Raw genomic sequence first — 24,279 nt, forward strand, 5'->3', positions numbered from 1 at the left:
CTGATTCAGGCCGCAGGCAAAGTGAATCGGAACACCGTGCCGCGGGGCCGTTGCGGCTCGAACACCAGCGCGCCGCCGTGCTGCTCGACCACCGTGCGGCAAAGGCTGAGGCCCAGGCCCATGCCGTCGGGCCGCGTGGTGAAGAAGGGCGTGAAGAGGTGCTGCGCCACCTCTTCGCTGATGCCGCAGCCGAGGTCGGCCACCGAGAATTCGATCCAGCGCCGCGTGTCGGCCTTGTCGCCGGCATCGCTGGCTTCGCCGACCGCGCGGGCGCGTGCCGCGCGCAGGCGCAGCACGCGGTCGCTGAGCTCCGGCAGGTCCATGGCCTGCATCGCGTTGCGCGCCAGGTTCAGGAGCACCTGCTCGACCAGCGTGCGATCGCACTGCACCCGCGGCAGGCGCTCCTCGAAGCTGACCTCGACGCGCACCGCGAGCTTGCGCGCCTGCAGTCGCACCAGCGGCAGCACCGCATCGAGCAAGGCCTGCGGCGCGACGGCCTCGCGCGTGCGGTCGCGCCGGCGCACGAAGTCGTGCACGCTGCGGATCACCTTGCCGGCGCGGTCGGCCTGCTCGGCGATGCGGCGCACCGCCATCGCGACTTCGCCATGGTCGCTGCCCTGCTGCGCCTGGCCCGCACCGTGCAGCAGGTTGAGCGAGCCGCTCGCATAGCTCGCGATCGCCGCCAGCGGCTGCGTGAGCTCATGGCTCAGCAGCGAGGCCATCTCACCGACGGTGGCCAGCCGCGCGCTGGCCTGCAGGCGCTCCTGGCTGGCGCGCGAGAGTTCCTCGATGCGCCGCTGCTCGCTGAGGTCGATGGAGGCGCTCATCCAGCCGGTCTGGGCGCCCTGCGCGTTGATCAGCGGCGCCTCGAAGATCAGCACCGGGAAGCGGGTGCCGTCCTTGCGCATGAAGACCGATTCGAAACCTTCGCGCGGCGGCGGCCCACCGGTCAGCCGCGCGGCCTGGCGCCGGCGGTACTCGTGCGCCAGCTCGGTCGGCCAGTACGGCGCCTCGCCGGCATGGTTCAGCAGCTCCTCGGCGCTGAAGCCCACCATTTCGCAGAAGGCGGGGTTCACGTAGGTGATCCGCCCCTGCAGGTCACGCGCGCGCAGGCCGGTGATGACCGAGTCTTCCATCGCCTTGCGGAAGGCCAGCGCGTCGGCGAGGTCGCGTTCGGCGCGCTGCCGCCGGCGCGTGTCGCGCGCCAGCAGGACCAGCACCGACACCAGCGCGATCGAGATCGCGGTGACCAGCGCGGTCAGCAGATTGGGAAAGAGATCGGGCGCGGCACGCCAGCCGTCGACGCGCAGCATCAGGGTGGTACCGGGCAGGTCGACGAGCTGCTGCGAAGTGAACACGCGCGTGCCCAGGCGGCGCGCCGCGCCGACGGCCACCAGGCGGGTGCCGTCGGCCTCGGTGAAGGCAACCTCCTGGCCGCGCGTCAGCGTCGGCGCGACCAGTTCGACCAGCGTGTCGCGCAGCGAATAGGTGGCCACCAGGTAGCCGCCGCCGTCGACCGGCAGACACAGCTCCATCACCTCGAGGCCGCCGCTCGGCACGAAGGGGACGTAGTGGCTCGGCGAGTAGGCCGGCGCGCCCAGCTTGCGTGCGGCGGCGCAGGCGAGCGCGACGTCGGACTGGTCCACGCTGCGGCTCGATTCCTCGAACACGCGCCGGCGGTAGGGCGTGTCGACGGCGGCCAGCGGGCGCAGCGCGGCGTCGCGCCACTCGAGCCTGAGCCACTCGCGGTGCTCGCGCAGCAGCGCCGCGGCTTCGATGGGCCAGTGCTCCCGGTCCATGCCGCTGGCCTGGGAGGCGCGCAGGCTTTGCGCGTTGCGCTGCAGGCCGCTGCGCAGGTCGGACACCGCATCGGCGGTGTCGCGATCCAGCGCGGTCTGGACCTGCTCGACTTCGTGGCGACCCGCCAGCCACACCACGGTGACCAGCAGCGCCAGCACCAGAACGGCCAGCAGCACCCAGAGGAACCAGCGCCGCCAGACGGAGCGCAGGAAGCGCAGCCACGCGAAGGCGTGGCGAAGGGTGCGGGCGGCGGGCAGCGTGGTCGACGACACCGTTCGGAAGCTCAGAGCACGCAATGCGAGAGCGCGGGCAGCTGCGCGCGTGCGCGTTCGATCTGCTGCGCGTCGACTTCGAAGAGCACCACGCCTTCGTCGACGGCGCGCTCGGCCACCACCGTGCCCCAGGGGTCCACCACCATCGACTGGCCCCAGGTCTGGCGCCCGTTCTCGTGCGTGCCGCCCTGTGCCGGCGCGACCACCCAGGCCAGGTTCTCGATCGCGCGGGCGCGCAGCAGCACCTCCCAGTGCGCGGCGCCGGTGGTGCGCGTGAAGGCGCTGGGCACCAGCAGCAGTTCGGCGCCCTGGCGCGCGAGCGCGCGGTAGAGCTCGGGAAAGCGCAGGTCGTAGCACACGCTCATGCCGATGCGCCAGCGGTGGCCGTCGCGCGAGGGCAGATCGAAGCAGACGGGTTGCGCGCCGGGCGCGATCACGCGGCGCTCGTCGTAGCGCTCGCGGCCGTTGTCGAAGAAGAACAGGTGGATCTTGTCGTAGCGGGCCACGCGCTCGCCGTCCGGCGCGTAGGCGAGCGAGCTGTTGAACACATGGGTCTCGTCGCCGCTCTCGAGCGGCAGCGTGCCGCCGACGATCCACAGGCCGAACGCGCGCGCCGCGTCCGCCAGGAAGCCCTGCACCGTGCCGGCGCCGGCGGTCTCGCGCAACGCCAGCTTGTCGGTGTCGCGCGCGCCCATCATGCAGAAGTACTCGGGCAATACGGCGAGCTCGGCGCCGGCGGCGGCGGCTTCGCCCAGCAGCGCGTGGGCGCGCGCCAGGTTGGCTTCGCGGGCGATGGCCGACACCATCTGGATGGCTGCGACTTTCATGTGCGGATCTCCGTTGTTCTTCCTCTTTCAGCGCGGCGCGGGCGCCACCGGCGCGCTCAAGGCTTCGGGCAGCGGCCGGCGCGGCACCTTGGTGATTTTCGGGTCGGCCCAGGTGCCGTCGATCTGGAACTCCTGCGTGGCGGCCGCGATCAGCGGCCGGCTCAGCACCATCTGCGCAAGGAAAGTGCCCAGGCCGATCGCGGGGTTGATGGCGGTGGCCACCAGCGCCGCGGTGCCGGCATTGATCTCGGGCACCACCACCACGCGCAGCTTCTGCGTTTCGCGCGCGATGTCGGCCGAGCCGTCCATCAGCACGGCGGCGTTGACCCCCTTCATCTGCAGATTGTTGGTGCTGGCCACGCCCTGGCTGATCTTGGCGTCGCCGCGCACGAAATCGAAAGCGAAGCCCTGGCTGAACACATCGCGGAAGTCGAGCGTAAGGCGCCGTGGCAGCGCCTGCAGGCTCATCACGCCGAGCAGCTTGGCGATGCCCGGATCGGCCTTGAGGAACTGACCCTGTTCGACATCGACCTGCAGCTGCCCGCCCAGGCTCGGGTAGTCGAGCGAGAAGGGCGAGCCGCTCCAGTGGACCTCGCCCTCGAGCCGGCCGCGGCCGCGCCGCACCACGTCTTTCATGCCGAAGCGCCCGAGCAGCTCGCCGGCGTCGGCGATCTCGAGCTTGAAGTCCATGGTGGTGCGGCGCTGCTCGCCGCGTCCGCGTGGGGCCGTGCTGCCCGGCACCGCGGCCCAGCTGCCCTGGGCCGTGAAGGTGGCTTCGGGCATGCTGAAAGCCAGCTTGTTGAGCCGCCATTCGCGGACCGCGCCGCCGCGGTTCACCGCGTCGATCTCGGCGCGGCCGAGGCGCCGGCCCAGGAGCTCGAAGTCGTCGACCACGATGTCGAGCGCCGGCAGCGTGCCGGGCTGCTCGTCGAGCAGCGACTCGACCGCGGTGGCCTCGCTGGGCGCGATCTTGAGACGGGCGAGCCGCGCATGCAGGCGCCCGGCCTGCGCGCTGCGGTACTCCGCATAGCCGCTCAACTCGGTGGCATCGATGTTGGCGCGCCACAGCGCGCCGTCGCGCGTGCCGCCCATCACCACGCTGTGCAGCGTGCGGCCGCCGACCGCGAGCTCCTTCGCGCGCACCGCGAGGATGGTGGGCAAGTAGGCGGACGCGTCGTCGGCAGCGGCGTCGCTGCCGGTCGCCTCGGCCGGCTTGCCGGTGGTTTCGCTGAAGAGCGCCTGCCAGGCCGGCACGTCGATGCGCGCGAGCTGGATGTTCGCAAGCACGCCGCGCTCCGGCGCCGCCGCGGATTCGCCCGCGGCCAGGCCGATGCCGATGCCGCCGCGCAGCACGCGCGGCTCGCTGCCGGAGATGTCGCGCACGTAGGAGGCCGATCCGACGCGGCCCAGTTCGATCGAGAGCCGGTCCTGCAGCAGCGCCGCAGCGCCGGGGCGTGCCTCGCGCAGAACGACCTTCTTCTCGATCGAAAGCGGCATCGCCTCGTCGGCCGGCTTGGCCAGCGGTGAGGGCAGCTGCAGCGCGAGGCCCTGCAGGCTGCTGACGAACGAGAACTCGGAGGCGCCCTCGCGCACCGTGAAGGAGGCCGTGTAGGGCGTGCTGCCGCTGGTGTTTTTCGCCAGGCGCGCGAGCCAGTCGACCTCGCGCGCCGCGCGCAGGCCGTCGGCGGTGGCCGTGCCCTGGGCGCGCAGGCTGAGCTCGTTGGCGGCGCCGGCATAGCGGCCGGCGCCCTCGATGCGCAGCGCCCCGCCCATCGCTCGGGCCTGCACGCCAGCCAGCGAGAAGCCGCTTTCGGTGAAGCTCAGCGTGCCGCGCGCCTGGGTGAGCGGCGGCATTTCGGGGGCGATCTGGATCTCGTTGTCGGCCAGGGCGACGCTGGCCTGCACTTTCGCCTTGTCCATCGCGGCGAGCGGCAGTTCCAGGCGCAGGCGGTAGTCGGCGTTGCCGGTGGCGCGCGCGTGCGCCAGCGTCGGCCCGGCCTCGCCCGCGAGCGGCGATCCGGCGCGCAGCAGTTCGCCGAGCGGGCCCTTGGCCTGGGCGTCGACCTTGAGCAGCGGTGCGTGATGTGCCATGTCCGCGATCTGGGCCTCGGCCTTGGCGATCTCGATGCCGGGCGCGCCGACGACGCGCCCGCGCGCGTTGCGCACCAGCATGCCGGCGCGCTCGAAGACCAGTTCGCCGAACAGGCCGTTGAGCGCGGGCCATACCTTCGCCTCGCCCGCCGCAGGCGGCACGTAGGCGTAAGTGACGTCGGCCACGCGCGCGGCGATGCGGAAGTCGCCGTGCCGCGGGTCGGTGAAGGGCATGTCCCACAGGTCGCCCTTGACCTTGAAATCGACCACGCTGGCGCTGCCCTTGGTGACCGCGTCGCGCACGTAGTCGCGCGTGTGCTTGGGGATGTGCAGCGGCAGGTAGCGGAACACGCGGGTGCCGTCGGCGCGGTTGAGCTTGCCCTGCAGATCGAGCACGCCCGGAAAGCGCGAGCGCCCGCGCGAGACGGCCGGGTCGCTGGTGCGCCAGCTGGCCTGCGCCTCGCCCTCGGCGTCGGCGTTGGCGAACTTCAGGTTGGCGAGCTGCAGCTGGGTCTTCTCGCCGTCGACCTTCCAGGTGAGCAGGGTGGACAGCTGGTCGATCGAAATCATCGGATCCTCGAACACGCCCGGAAACTCGAGCGCGCCGTTCGCGATCGAGAACGCGGCGCTGCCGCCGGCCTGGCTGGCATCGAAGTCGATGGTCGCGCCGCGCAGGCCGGGCGCGCCGACCGGCGGCAGTGGCTGCGTCGGCGCGGCAGCGGCGGAACGCGGTGCCGCGGGAACAGCGGCCCTCGGCGTGCCGGGCTGCGAGGCGACGCCGAAGCCGCTGACCCGGCCGCGCGCCTGGTATTTGTCGGGCGCGCCGAGCGAGCCCTGCCAGTTCGCGTCGATGCGCTCGACCAGGCCGCGCGGCTCCAGGCCGCCGATGAGCTTGTGCGTCGCCTCGCCGAGCGGCAGGCGATCCGCGATCAGCGCCAGCGCCGCGAGATCGAGCCGGTCGGCACGCAAGGCGCCGCGTTCGGACGTGCGGCCCTTCGCCGGCGTGTGCTGGAACCACAGGTTGCCGCCCGGCCAGCGCATGCCATCGGCCGTATCGAACTGCAGATTCGTGGTGGAGAACTCCAGGGTCTCGTCGGTCATGCGGCCGGCCAGGCGCCCGGTGACGGCGCGCAGCACCAGCGGCTGGAGCCCCTTGCCGAGCGAGGTGTCGACGCGCGTCAGCGCCAGGTCGACGGCGCCGCCGATGACCTTGCCCTCGTTGACATCGGCCCAGACCCGTAGGGCGCCGTTGCCCTCGCGGATGCGGGCGTCGAGCGCCACGTACTGGCCGAGGCGCGTGGCGTCGATGTGCGGCAGCTCGGCATAGACCTGGCCGTGCCAGCTCTGCCACTTGCCGCTGCGCACGGACAGGAGCGGCTGGCGGAATTGGCCGCGCAGCGTGAAGCGCTCGCCCCAGCCGGCCGGCGGCGTGGCGTCGAGCCGCATCGCATGGCGGCGGCTGCTGTTGCGGGCCACGAACTGCACGTCGGTCAAAAGCAGCGGCGCGGCGCCGCGGCGCTCGTCGGTCCAGCGCACGGTGCCGCCCTTGATCACGAATTCCCTCTGAGCGAAGAACCAGTCGGCCCCGCGGCCTTCGCCGGTGGTGTCGGTCGACATGTCGAGGCCGGCCACGTGCAGCTTGCCGAGCACGTCCAGCCGCACCTCCAGCTGCGGCTGCTCGATATAGAGCTGCTCGAAGCTCAGGCGCCAGAGCGAGCGCGGCGAGACGCTGGCCACCACGCGCGCGAGGCGCAGCGCCTCGCGCTGGCGCTCGTCGAGCAGCACCACGTCGCGCAGCTCGAAGCTCGGGAACAGGCTGCCGGACTGGGCGGTGATCGAACCGATGCGCACCGGCACGCCCATGGCCTTGCTGGCCTGCGCTTCGAGCGCGCCACGGTAGTCGCCGATTCGCGGCACAATCCAGACGTGTAGGACTACGACTGACAGCGCAAGCAGCAGCCATGCACCGATCAGCAAACCCAACAACCAGTGCGCCGTCACAGCGGTGATCTTGAGAAGCAGACGTGAAGGGGAAGACGTCGTGTCGTTCATTGAGGATCGCGCTGTGTCAGGAATTATGACCGCCAGCTCCCACCCGGGTTCCACCGAAGCCGAAGTCATCGCGGCACCCTCCTTGTCCGACTACTCGCGCTTCGTGCAGCGCCTGCGCCGCCGCTACGCCGCAGAACTCGCGCTGCTGCCGCCCGGCGAGCCGCTGCGCGAGCACGTGGCGCAGGCCTTCCGGGCGCTGCGCGAGCGCGGCGACAACGTGGCCGATGCGCTGCGCACCGTGCGGCAGCTGGTGATGGAGCGGCTCATCACGCTGGACTGCGACCATCATGCGCCGCTGGCCGTGGTCACCACCGCCGTGACCCAGCTGGCCGAGTTCGCGCTCGATGTCGCCTGCCGCGAAGCCTGCGCCGAACTCGACGCCCAGCACGGCGCGCCCCTCGGCCCCGAGGGCCAGCGCGCCCAGCTCTGGGTGGTGGGCATGGGCAAGCTCGGCGCGCGCGAGCTCAACGTGTCGAGCGACATCGACCTGATCTATCTCTACGACCAGGACGGCGAGACCGCGGGCGATGCCGACGGGCGCTCGCGCCTCGCGAACCAGGAGTACTTCGCGCGCGCCGTGAAGCGCATCTATGCGCTGGTGGGCGACACGACCGCGCACGGCTTCGTGTTCCGCGTCGACCTGGCGCTGCGCCCCAACGGCAATTCGGGGCCCAGCGCGGTGTCGCTCGATGCGCTCGAAGAGTATTTCCAGGTGCAGGGCCGCGAGTGGGAGCGCTTCGCCTGGCTCAAGAGCCGCGTGGTGGCGCCGCAGTCTGTGGTCGACGACTGCTCGGCCCGGGCGCTGCGCGGCGTGGTGCTGCCCTTCGTGTTCCGGCGCTATCTGGACTACAACGTGTTCGACTCGCTGCGCACGCTGCACCGGCAGATCCGCGAGCAGGCCGCGCGCCGCAGCGCCGGACGGCCCGAGCGCGCCAACGACGTCAAGCTCTCGCGCGGCGGCATCCGCGAGATCGAGTTCACGGTGCAGCTGCTGCAGGTGGTGCGCGGCGGCAAGTTCCCCGAGCTGCGCACCCGGCCCACGCTCGATGCGCTGCAGCGCCTGGCGCGCGCCAACCTGATGCCGCAGGAAACGGCCGATGCGCTGGCCGCGGCCTACGAATTCCTGCGCCGGGTGGAGCATCGCATCCAGTACCTGGACGACCAGCAGACCCACGTGCTGCCGGTCCACGACGAAGATCTGCGCTGGATCGCGCACACGCTCGGCTATGCCGACTGCTGCCTCTTCCTGTCGCAGCTCGATGCGCACCGCGAATTCGTTGCGCAGGAATTCGACAAGCTGCTGGGCGGCAAGAAGCCTTGCTCGCGCTGCAACGGCGGCAGCGCCAACCCTGCACCGGTCGACCTGAGCGAGCTGATCGACGAGCTGCCGCCGGCCTTTGCCGAACGCATCCGGGACTGGTGCGAAAACCCGCGGGTGACCGCCTTGCGCGACGAAACCCGCGCGCGCCTGCGCCAGCTCGTCCAGCGCACCGGCCAGTGGCTGCGCGAACCCGACAGCGAAGCCCCGGGGCAGATCGGCCACCATGTCGAGGCCGCGCTGCGCTGGGCCGACTGGATCGAACCCTTGCTCCGGCGCGACAACTACATCGCGCTCCTGGTCGAGCGGCCGGCGGTGCAGGAGCGCCTGCTGCGCCTGCTGGGCTCGGCCAAGTGGCCGGCACGCTACCTGATGCAGCATCCCGGGGTGATCGACGAACTGGCCAGCAACGAGATGCTGGCCGGGCGCTTCTCGGCCACCGAGTTCGAGCGCGAGCTGGAAGCCCGCCATCTCTCGCTGCGCCAGACCGGCGAGGCCGACGAGGAGCGCCTGCTGAACCTGCTGCGCCATGCGCACCACGCTGAGGTGTTCCGCACGCTGGCGCGCGACGTCGACGGCCGCATCACGGTCGAGCAGGTGGCCGACGATCTCAGCGCCCTGGCCGATGCGGTGCTGCGCGTGACGGCGCGCTGGTGCTGGCCCCATGTGCGCAACCCGCACCGCGAGGCGCCGCAGTTCGCGATCATCGGCTACGGAAAACTCGGCGGCAAGGAGCTCGGCTACGGCAGCGACCTGGACATCGTGTTCGTCTACGACGACGACGACGAGCGCGCCGGCGAGGTCTACGCGGCCTATGTGCGCAAGCTGATCAACTGGCTCACGGTCAAGACCCGCGAGGGCGACCTGTTCGAGATCGACACCGCGCTGCGGCCCAACGGCAACTCGGGCCTGCTCACGACCAGCTTCGAGGCCTACGAGAAGTACCAGCTCGGCCGCGGCAGCAACACCGCGTGGACCTGGGAGCACCAGGCCATGACGCGCGCGCGATTCGTGCTGGGGGATTCATCGCTGGGAAAACGCTTCGACCGCATCCGCGAGGCGGTGATCACCGCGCCGCGCGACCGCGACGCGCTCAAGGCGCAGATCGTCGCGATGCGCGACAAGGTGCGCGCCGCGCGTCCCGTCAAGGCCGACCGTTTCGACGTCAAGCACAGCGCGGGCGGCATGGTCGATGCCGAGTTCACGGTGCAGTTCCTCGTGCTGTCGGAAGCGAAGGCGCATCCCGAGCTGATTCCCAACGTGGGCAACATCGCGCTGCTGCTGCGCGCCGAGAAAGCCGGCCTGCTGCCCGAAGGGATCGGTGCGAACGCAGCCGCCGCCTACCGCGAGCTGCGGCGCGTACAGCACCGGGCGCGGCTCAACGAAGAGCCGACGCAGGTGCCGATGAGTTCGCTGGTGGCCGAGCGCGAGGCCATGCTGGCCTTGTGGAAGGTGGTGTTTGGCTAGGCCGGCCAGTGCACGCAGCCTCGCGCTGGTCGCCGGCGCGGTGCTGCTGCTGTTGGCCGGTTGCGCCAGTGGGCCGCGTGGCGGCCCCGGCATCGGACGCGACGGTCCCGATGCCAATCCGCCCGCGGGCCTCGGCCAGGTTCCCGATGCAGAGCCGCGCGTGGAAGCGATCCGCGGCAGCGGGGGCACCAGCAAGCCCTATGTGGTGCTGGGCCGGTCCTATGTGCCGATCACCGACGACCGGCCGTGGCGCGAAACCGGCCTCGCCTCCTGGTACGGCCGCAAATTCCACAATCAGTCCACCGCCAGCGGCGAGCCCTACGACATGTACGCGATGACGGCCGCGCACAAGACGCTGCCGCTGCCGAGCTACGTGCGCGTGCGCAACCCGGCCAACGGACGAGAAGCCGTCGTGCGGGTGAACGACCGAGGCCCTTTCCACGACGACCGGATCATCGACCTGAGCTACACCGCGGCCCTCAAGCTCGACCTGCTGCGCGGCGTGGCGCCGGTGGAGATCGAGCGCATCACGAACGAGGACATCCGCGCGGGTACATGGCGGCGTGGCGACACGGGCACTTCGGCGCTGGCGTCGGCCGCCCCCGTGGCGCCACGCCCGCTTGCGCCCGACAGCGTGGCCGTGCCTGCGGCCCTCACCAGCCCAGTGCTCGCCACGCCGCGCGCGGAGGTGCGCGAGCTCGCCGCGCTGCCGCCGCTCACGGCCGAAGCCGCGCCGTTGCCGGCAGCAGCGCCCGAGGCCGCGCTTGCATCGGCCTCATCGCCGAGCTCGGGCTTCTGGGTGCAGCTGGGCGCCTTCAGCCAGCGCGACGGCGTCGATCGCTTCCAGCAGCAGGTGGCGCGTAGCCTGCCCACGCTGGCGCCGGCGCTCAACGTGTTCGCGGAGCGCGGCACCTACCGGCTGCAGCTCGGGCCCTATGCCTCGCGCGAGCTGGCGCGCGACACGGCCGAGCAGGTGCGCAACGGGCTGCAGCTCGCGCCGATGATCGTCGAGCGCCGCTGACCTTTCAGGGCGCGGGCGTCCTCAGCGCCATCAGTTCCTCGCGCGTGATGGCCCGCGACGAGAACTGCGCGGCAATGCGTTGCAGCTTCTCGGGATTGCGCTGCGTGCGGATGCGCAGGATGCGCTCGCCGTCGGTCTCGATGGTCTGCACCGACTCCAGCGCGCCGTTGAAGAAGCGCAGCAGGCCCGGTTCGCCATTGACTTCCACCACCTGCAGGCGCAGGCCGATGCCGAGCAGCCGCACGACCGCGTAGTAGTACTGCGCAATGCGCTGGGCGCCGCGCAGCATCTCGCGAAAGGCGGGCACCTTGCCGCCGCTGTCTCCGATCAGCTCGACGTCTTCGGCCAGCAGCGCCTTCAACCGCCCCATGTCGCCGCTGGCCGCCGCTTGCGCAAACCCCTCCAGCAGGCGCTGGTGAGCCTCGCGCTCCACCGCGAAGCGCGGGCGTTCGTCCTTGATCTGGGTCTTGGCGCGATGCACCAGCTGGCGGCAGGCTGCCTCGCTCTTGCCGAGGGTGCGGGCCACGTCCTCGTAGTCGGCATCGAACACCTCGCGCAGCAGGTAGGCAGCGCGCGCCTCGGGCGCCAGCCGCTCGAGCACGGCCAGGAAAGCCATCGACACGTCGTCCGCGCGCTCCAGCATCTGCTCGGGCGAGGCCGGCGCATCGGTCACGAGCGGCTCGGGCAGCCAGGTGCCGACGTAATGGTCGCGCTGCTGCTTGGCGGCGCGCAGCCGGTCGATCGACAGGCGCGTGACCACCGTGACCAGCCAGGCCTCGGGGTTGTTCAGCGCATCGACGGTGGCATCGTTCCAGCGCAGCCAGGCGTCCTGCACCACGTCTTCGGCATCGGCGGAAGAGCCGAGCATGCGATAGGCGATGCCCAGCAGGCGCCGGCGATGGCGGTCGAAAGTTTGGGTGGAAGCGTCCATATGCAAGCAAGACGGACGAACTGCCCGTCTTGTGACGGGCTCTGCACAAACGCTCAGGCGCCTTGGTACGCGGGCTGTGGCCCCAGCGAGGCCGCCAGTTCCTTGCGGTAGCGGTTGAGCTCCTGCACGGTCTTGAAGCTGCGGTTCATCAAGAGGCTCAGGTTGTGCAGGATGCGCTCGCCGACCTTGTTCTCCCAGACGGCGTCGAACTTGATCTGCTTGTCCAGCCAGTGCTCGAGCCAGTCCGGATCGGGCACGCGGCTCTGGATGGTGTCGCGCGGGAACAGCGCCTTGTTGACGTGCAGGTTGGTCGGATGCAGCGCCTGGGCGGTGCGCCTGGCGCTGGCCATCAGCACGCCGACCTTGGTGAAGGCCGCGCGCGCCTCGTCGCCGAACTTTTCCATCGCGCGCTTCATGTAGCGCAAGTAGGCGCCGCCGTGGCGGGCCTCGTCCTGGCTCAGCGTGGTGTAGATGTGCTTGATGACCGGCTCGGTGTGCCACTCGGCCGCGCGGCGGTACCAGTGGTTCAGGCGGATCTCGCCGCAGAAGTGCAGCATCAGCGTTTCGAGCGGCGGCGCGGGGTCGAAGTCGAAGCGCACGTCGTGCAGCTCCTGCTCGGTGGGCGCATGCTGGGGGCTGAAGCGCTTCAGGTACTCCATCAGCACCAGAGAATGCTTCTGTTCCTCGAAGAACCAGATCGACATGAAAGCCGAGAAGTCGCTGTCATGCCGGTTGTCGCGCAGGAACATCTCGGTGGCCGGCAGCGCCGCCCATTCCGTGATCGCATTCATCTTGATGGTCTGGGCCTGTTCTTCGGACAGGCGGCTTGCATCGAAAGACTGCCACGGAATATCCTTGTCCATGTCCCAGCGGACGGATTCGAGCTGTCTGAAGAGTTCCGGATAAAGCATCAATGTCTTTCTTAAGCCGGCGGATTTTAGTCGGCTGCTTTGGCGCGCTCGTGACAAGCGCGCGATGATGGCGGCTGCGTACCCCCGCCGCGACGCGGATGCCCCCCTTTTTCACACCGGAAACCCGCCATGCGAATCTCGATCCGACGGCCAGCGCTCTTTCTTTCGGCGCTCGCGGCTGCCGCCTTTCTTCTGCCGGCCAGCGCCAGCGCCCAGGCCACGGGCGCCCCGGCCAGCTGCCCACCCATCCTGCAGCACACCTTCCCGCGGCTGCAAGACGAAAAACCCCAGGCGCTGTGCCAGTATGCGGGCAAGGTGGTGCTGGTGGTCAATACGGCGAGCTTTTGCGGCTTCACCCCGCAGTACAAGGGCCTGGAGGCGCTGGACAGCAAGTACCGCTCGCGCGGACTGGTGGTGCTGGGCTTCCCCTCCAACGATTTCTCGCAGGAGTCGGGCACGAACAAGGAGATTGCCGAGTTCTGCGAAAGCACTTTCGGCGTGAAATTTCCGATGTTCGCCAAGTCCTCGGTCCGCGGCGCGGATGCCAATCCGCTGTTCAAGGAGCTGGCACAAGCCTCGGGCACCACGCCGAAATGGAACTTCTACAAGTACCTGATCGGTCGCGACGGCAAGGTGGTCGAGTCCTATTCGAGCATGACCTCGCCGGACGATCGCGGCTTCGTGCGCGACCTGGAAAAGCAGCTCGGGCCCAACTGACGCGCCGCCTTCGGCATTCGTCACAAATGCTTACCACTGCCCCGGGAACCGGCTCCCGCGGGCTGGGCTCATACCGGTCTCGGGCACGGAAAGCCCGACCATTTTCATGTTGCGAGGTCTTCTGGGCGCTTGCCGTTCGGTCGAAATCCCGAGGCGATTCTTCTCCTCCTCCCTCCCTCCCTCCTTCGTTTCGGGGCGCCTCGCAGCATTTTTATATTCCACCTCCGGGTCGAAGAAAAAAGGCGCCTTGCGGCGCCTTTTCTTTGTCAGGGCTGGAGTCAAGGCTGGGTATCGGCGAAGCTGGGCCGAAGCATCAGCTTGTCGTACAAGCGGGCCAGATTGGCGTGCTCGCCGCGCCAGTCGATCTCGGGGAAGCGATAGCCGACCCAGCCGAGCGCGCAGCCGACCGCGATGTCCGACAGGCTCAAGTGGATGCCGCTGCAAAAGGGCTTGTCGGACAGGCCCTTGGCCATCGCCCGGATGCCGCCCTCGACCTTGGCGCGCTGGCGGTCGATCCAGGCCTGGCTGCGCTCACCGTCGGCCCGGCGCGCCCAGGTCGCCTCGAGGCGCCAGAGGATGCCGGCGTCCATCACGCCGTCGGCCAGCGCTTCCCAGGTCTTCACTTCGGCGCGCTCGCGGCTTTGCTGCGGAATCAGCTTGCCGACGGGCGAGAGGGTGTCGAGGTATTCGACGATCACGCGCGAGTCGAACATGGCCTCGCTGGCGTCCATGATCAGGCAGGGAACCTTGCCCAGCGGGTTGGAGCTGGCAATCGTCGTGTCGTCAGACCAGACGTCTTCGATCACGAACTGGTAGTCGAGCCGCTTTTCGGCCATGACCACGCGCACCTTGCGCACATAGGGACTGGCAGCGGATCCGATCAGTTTCATGCAGGCTCTCTCACTTCCGGGGTCGTCGTTATAGCGAATTGATTCTAGGTGAACGCGCGCAGTGCAGAATCCGGCTACATACCAACGAGGGAGAAGGTAGGAAAGCATGGACATCGAAGCGCCTGTCGACGCCACCCTGGAACGCCATCCGATCGAGTTCACGGCCAGCGGCAGCGAGTACTTCCGCATCTGGATCGTGAACCTGCTGCTGATCATCGTCACCCTCGGCATCTACCTGCCCTGGGCCAAGGTCCGCAAGCTCAAGTACTTCTACAGCAACACCTGGGTCGGCGGCGACGCGCTGGACTTCCACGGCGAGCCGGTCAAGATGCTGCGCGGCACGCTGATCGCCGCCGGCTTCCTGATCGCCTATTCGGTGGGCAGCAACTTCTCCGGCTGGGCCGCGCTGGTGGCCGCCCTGGCCTTCGTCGTGCTGTGGCCGGCCCTCTTCCGTGCCGCGATGCGCTTCCGGCTCGCCAACACCAGCTGGCGCGGCCTGCGCTTCCACTTCGCCGGCGACACGGCCGGCGCCTATTCCTGCATGCTGCCGCCGCTCGCGCTGGCGCTGCTGCCGGTGGCGCTCGCCGGTGCGATGGCCGGCACCGGCGGCGAGGCGCCCCAGGCGCTGCCGGCGATCGCGGCCGGCGTGATCGGCATCGGCATGACGGCCTTCATGGTGGGCCTGCCCTACTTCCTCTGGCGCGTGAAGCGCTACCAGCACGGCAACTACGCCATCGGCGGACTGCAGACGCGGCTCAAGGCCGACGTGGGCGTGCTCTACGGCATCTTCATCAAGCTGATCGGGCTGAGCTTCGTGGCCTTCGTGATCGCCATCGTCGTGTTCGGCGGCCTGGCCTTCGCCGGCCGCAAGAGCGGCATGGGCGCAGCCTTCGTGGTGCTGGCCGTGGTGCTGGGCTTCGGCGGCATCCTGCTGTTCAACATCCTGCCCAAGTCCTATCTGCAGGTGCGGCTGCAGAACCTGCTGTGGTCGACCACCGGCAACGAGGTGATGCGTTTCGACAGTCGCCTGCTGCTCAAGAACTACCTGGGTCTGCAGTGCAAGAACTACCTGCTGATCTTCCTGACCCTCGGCCTCTACTGGCCTTTCGCCGTGGTGAACACGCGGCGCGCGCAGATCGAGGCGGTCGAGCTGCAGACCCGCATCGGGCTGGACCAGATCAGCCAGGTGGCCGGGCGCGAAGACCCGGGCGCGACGGGCGACATGGCGGCCGATCTGTTCGGTTTGGACATCGGGATGTGAGCTCAGCCCTGGACGCGCGCTTCTTCGACGGCCGCAGCAGCCGGCCATACGCGGCGCGCCTGCACGTCCAGGGCGACCTGCTGACGATCGCGCCGGCGCCGGGCGAAACCTTCGCGCCGGTCACCGTGCCGCTGGCCCAGGTGCGCTGGCCCGAGCGCACGCGGCACGGCGGGCGCATCGCGCAATTGCCGCAGGGCGCCAGCGTGCAGGCGCTCGACGTCGCAGCCTGGGACGAGTGGGCCGCCCAGCAGGGCCGCGCCGAAAGCTGGGTGGTGCGCGCCCAGCAGAACTGGCGCGGCGTCGCGATCGCCTTCGTGCTGTTGCTGGCCGCCACCGCGGCCATGTACCAGTGGGGCCTGCCCTGGGTGGCGCGCGGCGTCACCGCGGCGGTGCCGCTGAGTGTCGACACCCTGATCGGCGCCGAGGTGCTGGCCTCGATCGACGAGTCGCTGCTGCAGCCCAGCGCCCTGCCGCCTGCCGACCAGGAACGCATCCGCCGCGCCTTCGCGCGGATGGTGCAGACAGCCCACCCGGAGGGCGCCCCGGCCTGGAAGCTCGAGTTCCGGCGCGGCCGCGACAAGAAGCTGGGCCCCAATGCGCTGGCGCTGCCGGGCGGCACCATCATCCTCACCGACGAGCTGGTACAGCTGACGCCCGGCAACGACGAGGCCGTGCTCGGCGTGCTGGGCCACGAGTTCGGCCACGTGCGCCTGCGCCACGCGATGCGGCAGCTGGTGCAGGTCTCGGCGGTCGGCTTCGCGGTGTCGGTCGCCTTCGGCGACTACGGCACGCTGATCGGCAGCGCGCCGGTGCTCCTGGCCGCGCTGGGCTACTCGCGCGATGCCGAACGCGAAGCCGACGCGGAATCGGTGCGCCTGATGCGCGCCGTGGGCATTTCGCCACGCACGATGGTCGGCTTCTTCGAGGCCGTCGAGCGCTGGCGCGGCGAGCAGAAGCGCGCCGGCCTCGACGACGACACCATCGGCCTGGCCTTCTCCTCGCATCCGGCCACGGCCGAGCGGATCGCCTTTTTCAAGGAGGCGGCGGAGAACTGAAATTGATAGCGGCGGGGCGCCACCTAAAATTGGCCCATGAGTTTCTCTACCGTCTCCGCCCTTTCCCCCCTTGACGGCCGCTACGCGGCCAAGCTCTCGGCGCTGCGCCCGCTGATGAGCGAACAGGGTTATATGCACCGGCGCGTGCAGGTCGAGGTGGCGTGGTTCATCGCCCTGTCCGACTGCGGCTTCCCCGAATTCAAGCCGCTCACAGGCGGCGCACGCAAGTACCTGCTGGGCCTGGTCACCAATTTCTCCGAGGCCGACGCGATCGCGATCAAGCAGATCGAGAAGACCACCAACCATGATGTGAAAGCGGTCGAGTACTGGATCAAGTCGAAATTCGAGGCGCGGCCCGAGCTGCTCGCGGCCTCCGAGTTCGTGCATTTCGCCTGCACCAGCGAAGACATCAACAACACCAGCCATGCGCTGCAGATCCAGGCGGCCCGCGAGAAAGTGGTGCTGCCGGCGATCGACGGCCTGATCGCGACCCTGCGCGAGATGGCGACCAAGTTCGCCGCCGTGCCCATGCTCTCTCGCACGCATGGACAGACGGCGAGCCCCACCACCGTCGGCAAGGAGTTCGCGAACGTCGCGGTGCGCCTGGCCAAGGCGCGCGAACGAATCGCCGGCGTGCAGCTGCTGGCCAAGATGAATGGCGCCGTCGGCAACTACAACGCGCACATGGCGGCCTGGCCCGAGTTCGACTGGGAGGCCTTCAGCCGCAAGGTGGTCGAGACGCCGGCACCGCTTGGCTTGGGGCTCAGCTTCCAGCCTTACAGCATCCAGATCGAGCCGCACGACTACATGGCCGAGCTCTTCGATGCGGTGGCGCGCACCAACACCATCCTGGTCGACCTCTCGCGCGACATCTGGGGCTACGTGAGCCTGGGCTACTTCAAGCAGCGCCTCAAGCCAGGCGAGATCGGCTCCTCGACCATGCCGCACAAGGTCAACCCGATCGACTTCGAGAATGCCGAGGGCAACCTCGGCCTCGCGAACGCGGTGCTGCGCCACCTGAGCGAGAAGCTGCCGATCAGCCGCTGGCAGCGCGACCTCACCGACAGCACCGTGCTGCGCAACATCGGCGTGGCCTTCGGCTACGCCGTGCTGGCCTATGCGAGCCTCGCGACCGGCCTGGGCAAGCTCGAACTCAACGAGGAAGCGCTGGCGGAGGACCTCGACGCCTCGTGGGAAGTGCTGGCCGAGCCGATCCAGACCGTGATGCGGCGCTTCGGCGTCCAGGGCGCCTACGAGCAGCTGAAAGAAGTCACGCGCGGCAAGACGGTGACGGCCGAGGCGCTGCACGGCCTGATCCGCTCGCTAGAGATTCCGCAAGCCGAGAAAGAACGCTTGCTGGCGATGACGCCGGGCAGCTACATCGGCAAGGCCGCCGAGCTGGCCCGGCGGATCTGATGGCGCTGAAATCCACGATCTTCAAAGCGAACGTTGCGGTTGCGGACATCGACCACGGCTACTACGCCGACCACGCACTGACGCTCGCGCGCCATCCCAGCGAGACCGACGAGCGGATGATGATCCGGCTGGTGGCGCTGGCGCTCAACGCCTACAAGCTGCAGGACGTGTGCAACGGCGACGGCACGCTGGCCTTCGGCGCCGGCCTGTCGAACCCCGACGAGCCCGACGTCTGGCTGCGCGATTTCACCGGCGAGGTGAAGCTCTGGATCGAGGTCGGGCAGCCCGAGGACAAGCCGATCATCAAGGCCTGCGGCAAGGCCGACGAAGTCATCGTCTACTGCTTCAATCACGCGGCCGAGATCTGGTGGCGCGGCATCGAGAACAAGCTCACGCGGCCGCAGAACCTCAGCGTGTTCCGCGTGCCGACGGCCGCCTCGCAGTCGCTCGCCGCGCTCGCGCAGCGCTCCATGCAGCTGCAGGCCACGATCCAGGAAGGTGCGCTGATGCTGGGCGACGGCACGCACAACATCGACATCGAGCCCGTGCGGCTGAAGTAGGCGGGTCTCGATTCAGGCGGCCGGCATCATCGCGCCGCAGTGCCAGCATTGCTCGAACCCGCCTTCGATGAGTTCGCCGCAGCTGCATTGCCAGCGCCGCTGCGGCCGATGCTGCAACTCGTGGAGCAGGCGTTCGGCCAGCGCGAACTGGGATTCGTCTTCGATCCAGATCTCGGGCAGGCACTGATCGGGCGGCAACTGCCCGGCCGCGGCGCCGAGGTATTCGCGCTGCACCGAGGCCGCGACCCCGTCTTCGCGCAGCGCATGCACCCACAGCGTGGCGATTGCCAGGTTGGGGGCTTGCACGAGGCGGCGCATGGATCCTCTTTCAGCTCGGCGCGTCCGCCGGAACCGGGTCCTCGGGCCAGACATGCTCGGCCTCGCGCGCCCGCTCGGCGTATTTGTTGAAGCGCCAGGCGCTGTCCTGCATCGTGATGCGGCGCCAGGTCGAGCGTTTCTCGCCCGGGGTCATGGCGGGCCAGTGCTGCACCTCGTCGAAGCTGCGTCCGCAGCCCTTGCATTCGTCGTCGCCCTGGCTGGTGGAGCAGATGGCGATGCAGGGTGTGTCGGGCGTGCTGAGGTACCACGCGAGCCAGGCATCCCAGGCTTGTGCGGGGAAGCCGACCTCGTCGACCTCGTCTTCGTGGTGAAACACCATCAGCGCATAGACCTCGGCCAGCGCGCGCAACTCGGGCGCGAGGGTGATGCCATCGGGCGAGGGCTTCTGCTCGCGCCAGAAGTTGATGGCGGCCTCGATGTCGGTGATGTGGATGGCGGCCATGGGGTCGGAAAAAATGCGAGCGGGAATCATAGTCCGGCAAAGTCCCGAAGCGATCGAAGGTTATGCGGCGCTACAAAATCCATAGCACCGGATGGCCGAACAACGGCGCATGCAGACGTTTTTTCTTTGAAGCGCGGGGAAATTCCGGTTGCCACGCCGGGGGTCTCGATGCTTTAATCTGGGCCACGAAGGGGAGTAGCTCCCGTCCGCTTTTCCGAAGGCGGATATCGCCAGGTCGTCAATACGAAGCGCACAACACTTCCGGCCTGACGGGCAGCCATACGCGCTGCCGAGCAAGACCTTCGATTTGAACCCGTGCAGGTTTGATCGAAGCGATTGCAAGTTCCCGGGGCCACCCGGTCCTCATTCAGTCGCTTCATCCGAGCTGCTCGGGATAGAGCAAAACGAACAGAGGACTTTATGGAACAGTTACTGGCCCCCGAATTCTGGGTCGCCGTCGGTCAAATCATCATGATCGACATCCTGCTCGGCGGCGACAACGCCGTCGTGATCGCGCTGGCTTGCCGCAAGCTGCCGCCGGCGCTGCGCACCAAGGGCATTCTCTGGGGCACGGCCGGCGCCATCGTGCTGCGCGTGATCCTGATCTTCTTTGCGCTCACGCTGCTCGCGATCCCCTTCCTGAAGGTGGTCGGCGCCCTGCTGCTGGTGTGGATCGGCGTCAAGCTGCTCGCGCCCGACCACGATGACGCGCACGGCAACATCGCCGCCAGCGACAAGCTGTGGGCCGCCGTCAAGACCGTGATCGTGGCCGACCTGGTGATGAGCGTGGACAACGTGATCGCGATCGCCGGCGCCGCTCAGGGTGCGGGCCAGGGCCACCAGATGCCGCTCGTGATCTTCGGCCTCCTGGTCAGCATCCCGATCATCGTGTGGGGCAGCCAGCTTGTCATCAAGCTGATGGACCGCTTCCCGATCATCATCACGCTGGGCGGCATGCTCCTGGGCTGGATCGCGGGCACGATGGCCGTGACCGACCCGGCCGTCAGCAATCTTGCCGCCTGGACCTGGGTGCCGAAGCTCCCGCAGACCGACACGGTGCGCTACATTGCCGGTATCGGTGGCGCGCTGCTGGTGCTGGCCATCGGAAAGTGGGTTGCCATGCGCAAGCCGAAGCCCGAAAGCACCGCCACCGCCTGATCTCGCAAGAAAGAAGGAGCACCCATGGAAAAGATCATTCTGTATGTCGACGATGCGGCCTATGCGCGCGAGTTTCTCGCCAAGCTGTCGCCGGAAGCGGTCGGCACGGGTGCCCGGCATTGGGTGCTGGTGGCTTGCGCCCCGCGCATGACGCATCGCATCAGCAAATGGGTGAGCCACAGTGCGCGCGAGAACTGGCGCAGCAAATGGTTCGCCAAGGTGCAGGAGCAGCTGCTGCCGGCGCTGCGGCTGGAAGGCGGCGAGGTCACCCCGGTCCTGGCCAAGGGGCCGCTGGCCGAGCTGACCCAGCGGCTGAAGCTGGAGCACGGCGCGGCCCAGGTCGTCGATGCGCGGCGGCCGAAGATCGGCGTCGACCTCGAGCCCGTGGCGCCGGACGTGCCCTCGCCCGGCCAGTCGGGCTGGGCCCTGCCCGGCGCGGTGCTGGGCATGGGCGCGTTGCTGGTGCTGGCCAACGAGCTGTCGGAATAGGGCTCGTCGTCCCGCGTCCGGCGCATGCGACTTCTCCTCAAATGGCTGCTGAGCGCGCTCGCGCTCCTCGCAGTCACCTACGTCTACAGCGGCGTGCAGGTGCCGAACTTCACCTCGGCGCTGATCGCCGCCGCGGTGATCGGCCTGCTCAACATGTTCGTGCGGCCGGTGCTGGTGGTGCTCACGCTGCCGGTCACCATCGTGACGCTGGGGCTTTTTCTGTTCGTGATCAACGCGCTCCTGTTCTGGGCCGCCTCGGGGCTGCTCGGGGGCTTCCATGTCAACGGCTTCGTGGCCGCGCTGATCGGCTCCCTGATCTACTCGCTGCTCGGTATCGTCATCGAGGCGGCATTGGGCGGCCTGTTCTCCAAGCGAATCATTTGAGCGGCGGTTCGGCCGCCTGCTCCTTCACCAGCGCCTCGACCGCCCGCGCGCGCGTGTCGATGATCGACGCCTCGTAGTGATCGATGGGCGCGCCGCCCTGCCCCTCTGCGCTCTTTCGCATCAGTTCCTGTGCAGCCTTGAGCCGGTCGCGCGCGCCCGCGTAGTCGAGCACGGCGACATTGGCCTCGGCATCGGCGCGCACCGCGCGCAGCGTGTCGTTCTGCGCCCCGTAGAGATTGGCCAGCGTGCGCCAGGCGGTCGCATCGCGCGGATGCCCGGCCACCCAGTCGCGCAGCGGCGCGACCATCGGCGCCGGATTGCGGGTGGCGACGGCCGCTTGCGCGGCGAGCAGCATCTCCGGCCGGTCCTTGGCCTTGGTGTCCAGCAGCGCGGCCGCTTTAGGGGCATCGTTCGCGGCGAGCTCGACCTCGGCGGACAGCAGGCGCGCCAGGCGCGAAGCCGCCGCATCCTCCGACGTCCGCGCGACCAGCCGCTGCGCCAGCGCGCGTGCGGCCTTGAAATCGCGCAGCTCGTTGGCCGACAGCGCCGCCGCGTAGAGCGTACCGGCCTGCTGGGCCGGCGAGCTGCGCGCGAATTCGCCGGCCCCGGCGGCGTTGACCCACAGCCGCAGCACGTCGACGCCGGGGCGCGAGAGCACGCGGGCGCGGGCGGCGATCATCGCGTGGTCCATGATGAGCGGCATCGTGTGCTCCGCGCCCGGCTTGAACTGGAAGCGCCCCTGCATGTCCGAGATCCGCTCGCTGTTGAGCGGATGGCTGCGCAGGTAGGGATAAGAGCCGTTGTCGTTGAGGCGCGAGGCGTACTGCAGCTTTTCGAACATCGCGGCCGCGCCCTGCGGCGCGAAGCCGGCCTGCGTCATCACGCCGAAGCCGACGCGGTCGGCCTCGCGCTCCATGTCGCGCGAGAAGCCGAGCTGGCTCTGCACGAAGGCGGCCTGGCTGCCCATCATCACCGCCTGCCCGGCATCCGGATTGCGGCTCTTGCCGGCCGCGATCATGCCGAGGATCATGCCGGCGAGCAGCAGCGGCATCTGCCGGCTCTGCTTGGCCATGATGCGCGAGATGTGGCGCTGCGTGACGTGCGAGAGCTCGTGCCCGAGCACGGTGGCGAGCTCGTCGCGGCTGCCGGTGGCCGAGATCAGCCCCAGGTGCAGCCCGAGATAGCCGCCCGGCAGGGCAAAGGCATTGATGCTGCGGTCGCGTCCCAGCAGCACCGTCCAGGCGAAGCGCTCGTCGAGTTCGGGCGTGAGATCGCCGCGGGTGCGCGCCGCCGCCAGCAGGCGCTGCCAGATGTCCTGCACGTACTCGACCAGGACCGGGTCGTCGATGTAGTCGGGGTCGCGGTACAGCTCGCGCGCGATCTGGTCGCCGAGCCGGCGCTCGGCGCTGGCCGTCATCTCGCCGCCGTCGCCCATCCCCGGCAAGAGCTGGGCCTGCGCCAGGGGCGGCAGGGCGAGCTGGGACGCTATCAAAAGCGTAGCGCACAGGGTTCGCAGCCGAGGCCTCGGCAGTCGAATCGGGTGGAGAAAAAGAGTCAAGCGCGGCATTCCTCGTCAATGGCTCGGCCTCGTATGATGCGTCACTCTACGGAACGTTCATCCATGAGTCCACTCACCCATTTCGACGCCCAAGGCCAGGCCCACATGGTCGACGTGGCGGGCAAGCCCGCCACCCACCGCGTGGCCGTGGCGACCGGCCGCATCGAGATGCAGGCCTCGACCCTCGCGCTGATCGAATCGGGCACCGCGAAGAAGGGCGACGTGCTCGGCATCGCGCGCATCGCCGGCATCCAGGCTGCCAAGAAGACCAGCGACCTGATTCCGCTGTGCCACCCGCTGGCGCTGACCCGCGTGGCGGTGGCTTTCGCCATTGCCGAGGGCGGGGTGCCGCAGGTGGTGTGCACGGCCACGGTCGAGACCGTCGGGCCTACCGGGGTCGAGATGGAGGCGCTGACGGCGGTGCAGGTTGCGCTGCTCACCATCTACGACATGTGCAAGGCGGTGGATCGGGGGATGACGATCAACGACGTGCATGTGCTGGAGAAGCATGGGGGGAAGTCGGGGAGCTATGTGGCAGAAAAGGCAGGTGATTGAATATTGGGAAGGACATGCATGCGCGTCGCCGTCATTTCCGCTTACTGCAAAGAGCCACGCCACGTTCTACGCAGATGTCATGAAAGCGTTCTTGCGCAGTCTGGCGACGTCACCCACTTCATGATCGCTGACGGATTCCCAGACCCTGACGTTGATTGTTGGGATGGTGTGGTCCATATCAAGATTCCCAATCACGCCGACTATGGGGACACACCTCGCGGCGTAGGCGCCGCCTGCGCGGCCGCCGAAGGGTTCGATGCCATCTGCTTCCTCGACGCGGACAATTGGTACGAGCCCAATCATGTTGCAGTGATGAAGATGGTCATTGAGAAGACCGGTGTTCAAGTGGTGACAACGGCGCGAAGGATCGTCACCATCGATGGCCGCGTGCTCGGCACATGCACGGAGTCCAACGGGGTCGATTTCAATGACACCAACTGCTACTTTCTCACCCGTGCCGCGTTTCCGTCCTGCGCCGCGTGGCTGTTCAAGGAACATGCCGAGGCCATCGTCGGCGACCGGCGGTTTTGGAAAGCCGTGCAGGCGGGGGGCTATTCGCGCGCCCACCAGAGCGTGCCGACAATCAACTACGTCAGCACGCTCGCGTTCCATTACCAGATGTTCGGAGAAACCCCGCCCGGCGACTCCAAGGTCATCGTGAGATTGCGTGGCGACTCGGCCTTCCGGATGCTCAGTTACGACGAGTACAAGACGGTGGTTGGCATCAAGGGTTAGTCGAAGCAGATCACTCTCGCGAACGCCTTC

21 protein-coding genes are annotated in these 24,279 nt (G+C 68.8%); 12 read left to right on the top strand and 9 right to left on the bottom strand.

Annotated features, from left to right (window positions below):
- Positions 1-5: 5 nt before the first annotated feature.
- Genes ACSQ86_RS28230 through ACSQ86_RS28240 form a run of 3 tightly spaced genes read right to left on the bottom strand, consistent with a single transcriptional unit; the run spans position 6 to position 7,042 of the window.
- Positions 6-2,057: a two-component system sensor histidine kinase NtrB gene (locus ACSQ86_RS28230; RefSeq protein WP_436292203.1), complete on the bottom strand. Its 2,052-nt coding sequence runs from the start codon at positions 2,055-2,057 to the stop codon at positions 6-8.
- A gap of 26 nt (positions 2,058-2,083) precedes the next feature.
- Entirely contained in the window at positions 2,084-2,899 is an 816-nt protein-coding gene (locus tag ACSQ86_RS28235) for a carbon-nitrogen hydrolase family protein (protein ID WP_436306002.1), read from the bottom strand.
- 27 nt (positions 2,900-2,926) lie between these two features.
- Positions 2,927-7,042, bottom strand: coding sequence for a YhdP family protein (locus tag ACSQ86_RS28240; protein WP_436310076.1), 4,116 nt, complete (start codon positions 7,040-7,042; stop codon positions 2,927-2,929).
- A 25-nt stretch (positions 7,043-7,067) separates the two neighbouring features.
- On the opposite strand from ACSQ86_RS28240, the gene glnE reads away from it, so the two are divergent.
- Both glnE and ACSQ86_RS28250 read left to right on the top strand, forming a co-directional pair.
- Positions 7,068-9,827, top strand: coding sequence for a bifunctional [glutamate--ammonia ligase]-adenylyl-L-tyrosine phosphorylase/[glutamate--ammonia-ligase] adenylyltransferase (gene glnE / locus ACSQ86_RS28245; protein ID WP_436310077.1), 2,760 nt, complete (start codon positions 7,068-7,070; stop codon positions 9,825-9,827).
- Positions 9,820-10,848: a septal ring lytic transglycosylase RlpA family protein gene (locus ACSQ86_RS28250; protein ID WP_436310078.1), complete on the top strand. Its 1,029-nt coding sequence runs from the start codon at positions 9,820-9,822 to the stop codon at positions 10,846-10,848. Before glnE ends, ACSQ86_RS28250 begins: the two co-directional genes overlap by 8 nt.
- A gap of 4 nt (positions 10,849-10,852) precedes the next feature.
- Here the strand turns inward: ACSQ86_RS28250 and ACSQ86_RS28255 are convergent, their stop codons facing one another.
- Complete coding sequence (locus tag ACSQ86_RS28255; protein WP_436310079.1) at positions 10,853-11,779, bottom strand: RNA polymerase sigma-70 factor; 927 nt, start codon at positions 11,777-11,779, stop codon at positions 10,853-10,855.
- Positions 11,780-11,832: 53 nt separating this feature from the next.
- The gene (locus ACSQ86_RS28260; RefSeq protein WP_093108585.1) at positions 11,833-12,690 is read right to left on the bottom strand and encodes a ferritin; all 858 of its coding nucleotides are present in this window, start codon (positions 12,688-12,690) and stop codon (positions 11,833-11,835) included.
- Positions 12,691-12,819: 129 nt separating this feature from the next.
- On the opposite strand from ACSQ86_RS28260, the gene ACSQ86_RS28265 reads away from it, so the two are divergent.
- Positions 12,820-13,407, top strand: a complete 588-nt coding sequence (locus ACSQ86_RS28265) for a glutathione peroxidase (RefSeq protein WP_436310080.1) — start codon at positions 12,820-12,822, stop codon at positions 13,405-13,407.
- 278 nt (positions 13,408-13,685) lie between these two features.
- On the opposite strand, the gene ACSQ86_RS28270 is transcribed toward ACSQ86_RS28265, so the two are convergent.
- Positions 13,686-14,297: a glutathione S-transferase N-terminal domain-containing protein gene (locus ACSQ86_RS28270; RefSeq protein WP_436306008.1), complete on the bottom strand. Its 612-nt coding sequence runs from the start codon at positions 14,295-14,297 to the stop codon at positions 13,686-13,688.
- A 106-nt stretch (positions 14,298-14,403) separates the two neighbouring features.
- Here ACSQ86_RS28270 and ACSQ86_RS28275 point away from each other — a divergent pair, with 106 nt between their 5' ends.
- Genes ACSQ86_RS28275 through ACSQ86_RS28290 form a run of 4 tightly spaced genes read left to right on the top strand, consistent with a single transcriptional unit; the run spans position 14,404 to position 18,589 of the window.
- Positions 14,404-15,558 (top strand): YjgN family protein, encoded by a 1,155-nt coding sequence (locus ACSQ86_RS28275; RefSeq protein WP_436310081.1) that lies wholly within the window; start codon positions 14,404-14,406, stop codon positions 15,556-15,558.
- Positions 15,555-16,613, top strand: a complete 1,059-nt coding sequence (locus ACSQ86_RS28280) for a M48 family metallopeptidase (protein WP_436310082.1) — start codon at positions 15,555-15,557, stop codon at positions 16,611-16,613. The genes ACSQ86_RS28275 and ACSQ86_RS28280 overlap by 4 nt, the downstream gene beginning before the upstream one ends.
- A 36-nt stretch (positions 16,614-16,649) precedes the next feature.
- Positions 16,650-18,029 (top strand): adenylosuccinate lyase, encoded by a 1,380-nt coding sequence (purB, locus tag ACSQ86_RS28285; protein WP_436306011.1) that lies wholly within the window; start codon positions 16,650-16,652, stop codon positions 18,027-18,029.
- Positions 18,029-18,589: a YaeQ family protein gene (locus ACSQ86_RS28290; RefSeq protein ID WP_436310083.1), complete on the top strand. Its 561-nt coding sequence runs from the start codon at positions 18,029-18,031 to the stop codon at positions 18,587-18,589. The genes purB and ACSQ86_RS28290 overlap by 1 nt, the downstream gene beginning before the upstream one ends.
- 12 nt (positions 18,590-18,601) lie before the next feature.
- Here ACSQ86_RS28290 and ACSQ86_RS28295 read toward each other — a convergent pair whose 3' ends face one another.
- Both ACSQ86_RS28295 and ACSQ86_RS28300 read right to left on the bottom strand, forming a co-directional pair.
- The gene (locus ACSQ86_RS28295; protein WP_436306013.1) at positions 18,602-18,907 is read right to left on the bottom strand and encodes a DUF2007 domain-containing protein; all 306 of its coding nucleotides are present in this window, start codon (positions 18,905-18,907) and stop codon (positions 18,602-18,604) included.
- Between the two features lie 10 nt (positions 18,908-18,917).
- Entirely contained in the window at positions 18,918-19,370 is a 453-nt protein-coding gene (locus ACSQ86_RS28300; RefSeq protein ID WP_436310084.1) for a DUF3717 domain-containing protein, read from the bottom strand.
- Positions 19,371-19,790: 420 nt separating this feature from the next.
- On the opposite strand from ACSQ86_RS28300, the gene ACSQ86_RS28305 reads away from it, so the two are divergent.
- Genes ACSQ86_RS28305 through ACSQ86_RS28315 form a run of 3 tightly spaced genes read left to right on the top strand, consistent with a single transcriptional unit; the run spans position 19,791 to position 21,401 of the window.
- The gene (locus ACSQ86_RS28305) at positions 19,791-20,528 is read left to right on the top strand and encodes a TerC family protein (protein WP_093108576.1); all 738 of its coding nucleotides are present in this window, start codon (positions 19,791-19,793) and stop codon (positions 20,526-20,528) included.
- Between the two features lie 24 nt (positions 20,529-20,552).
- Positions 20,553-21,017, top strand: a complete 465-nt coding sequence (locus tag ACSQ86_RS28310) for a hypothetical protein (protein WP_093108575.1) — start codon at positions 20,553-20,555, stop codon at positions 21,015-21,017.
- A gap of 24 nt (positions 21,018-21,041) precedes the next feature.
- Positions 21,042-21,401 carry a phage holin family protein gene (locus ACSQ86_RS28315; RefSeq protein WP_093108574.1) on the top strand — a complete coding sequence of 120 codons (360 nt, stop codon included), beginning with the start codon at positions 21,042-21,044 and terminating at the stop codon, positions 21,399-21,401.
- On the opposite strand, the gene ACSQ86_RS28320 is transcribed toward ACSQ86_RS28315, so the two are convergent.
- Positions 21,394-22,968, bottom strand: coding sequence for a M48 family metalloprotease (locus ACSQ86_RS28320; protein WP_436310085.1), 1,575 nt, complete (start codon positions 22,966-22,968; stop codon positions 21,394-21,396). The two genes, ACSQ86_RS28315 and ACSQ86_RS28320, sit on opposite strands and share 8 nt — an antisense overlap.
- Before the next feature lie 54 nt (positions 22,969-23,022).
- Here ACSQ86_RS28320 and moaC point away from each other — a divergent pair, with 54 nt between their 5' ends.
- The gene (moaC, locus tag ACSQ86_RS28325) at positions 23,023-23,514 is read left to right on the top strand and encodes a cyclic pyranopterin monophosphate synthase MoaC (RefSeq protein WP_436310086.1); all 492 of its coding nucleotides are present in this window, start codon (positions 23,023-23,025) and stop codon (positions 23,512-23,514) included.
- Between the two features lie 18 nt (positions 23,515-23,532).
- Positions 23,533-24,249, top strand: a complete 717-nt coding sequence (locus ACSQ86_RS28330; protein WP_436310087.1) for a glycosyltransferase — start codon at positions 23,533-23,535, stop codon at positions 24,247-24,249.
- The last annotated feature ends 30 nt before the right edge of the window (positions 24,250-24,279 follow it).

Source organism: Variovorax sp. LjRoot130 (assembly GCF_964253755.1).
Taxonomy (GTDB): Bacteria; Pseudomonadota; Gammaproteobacteria; order Burkholderiales; family Burkholderiaceae_C; genus Variovorax.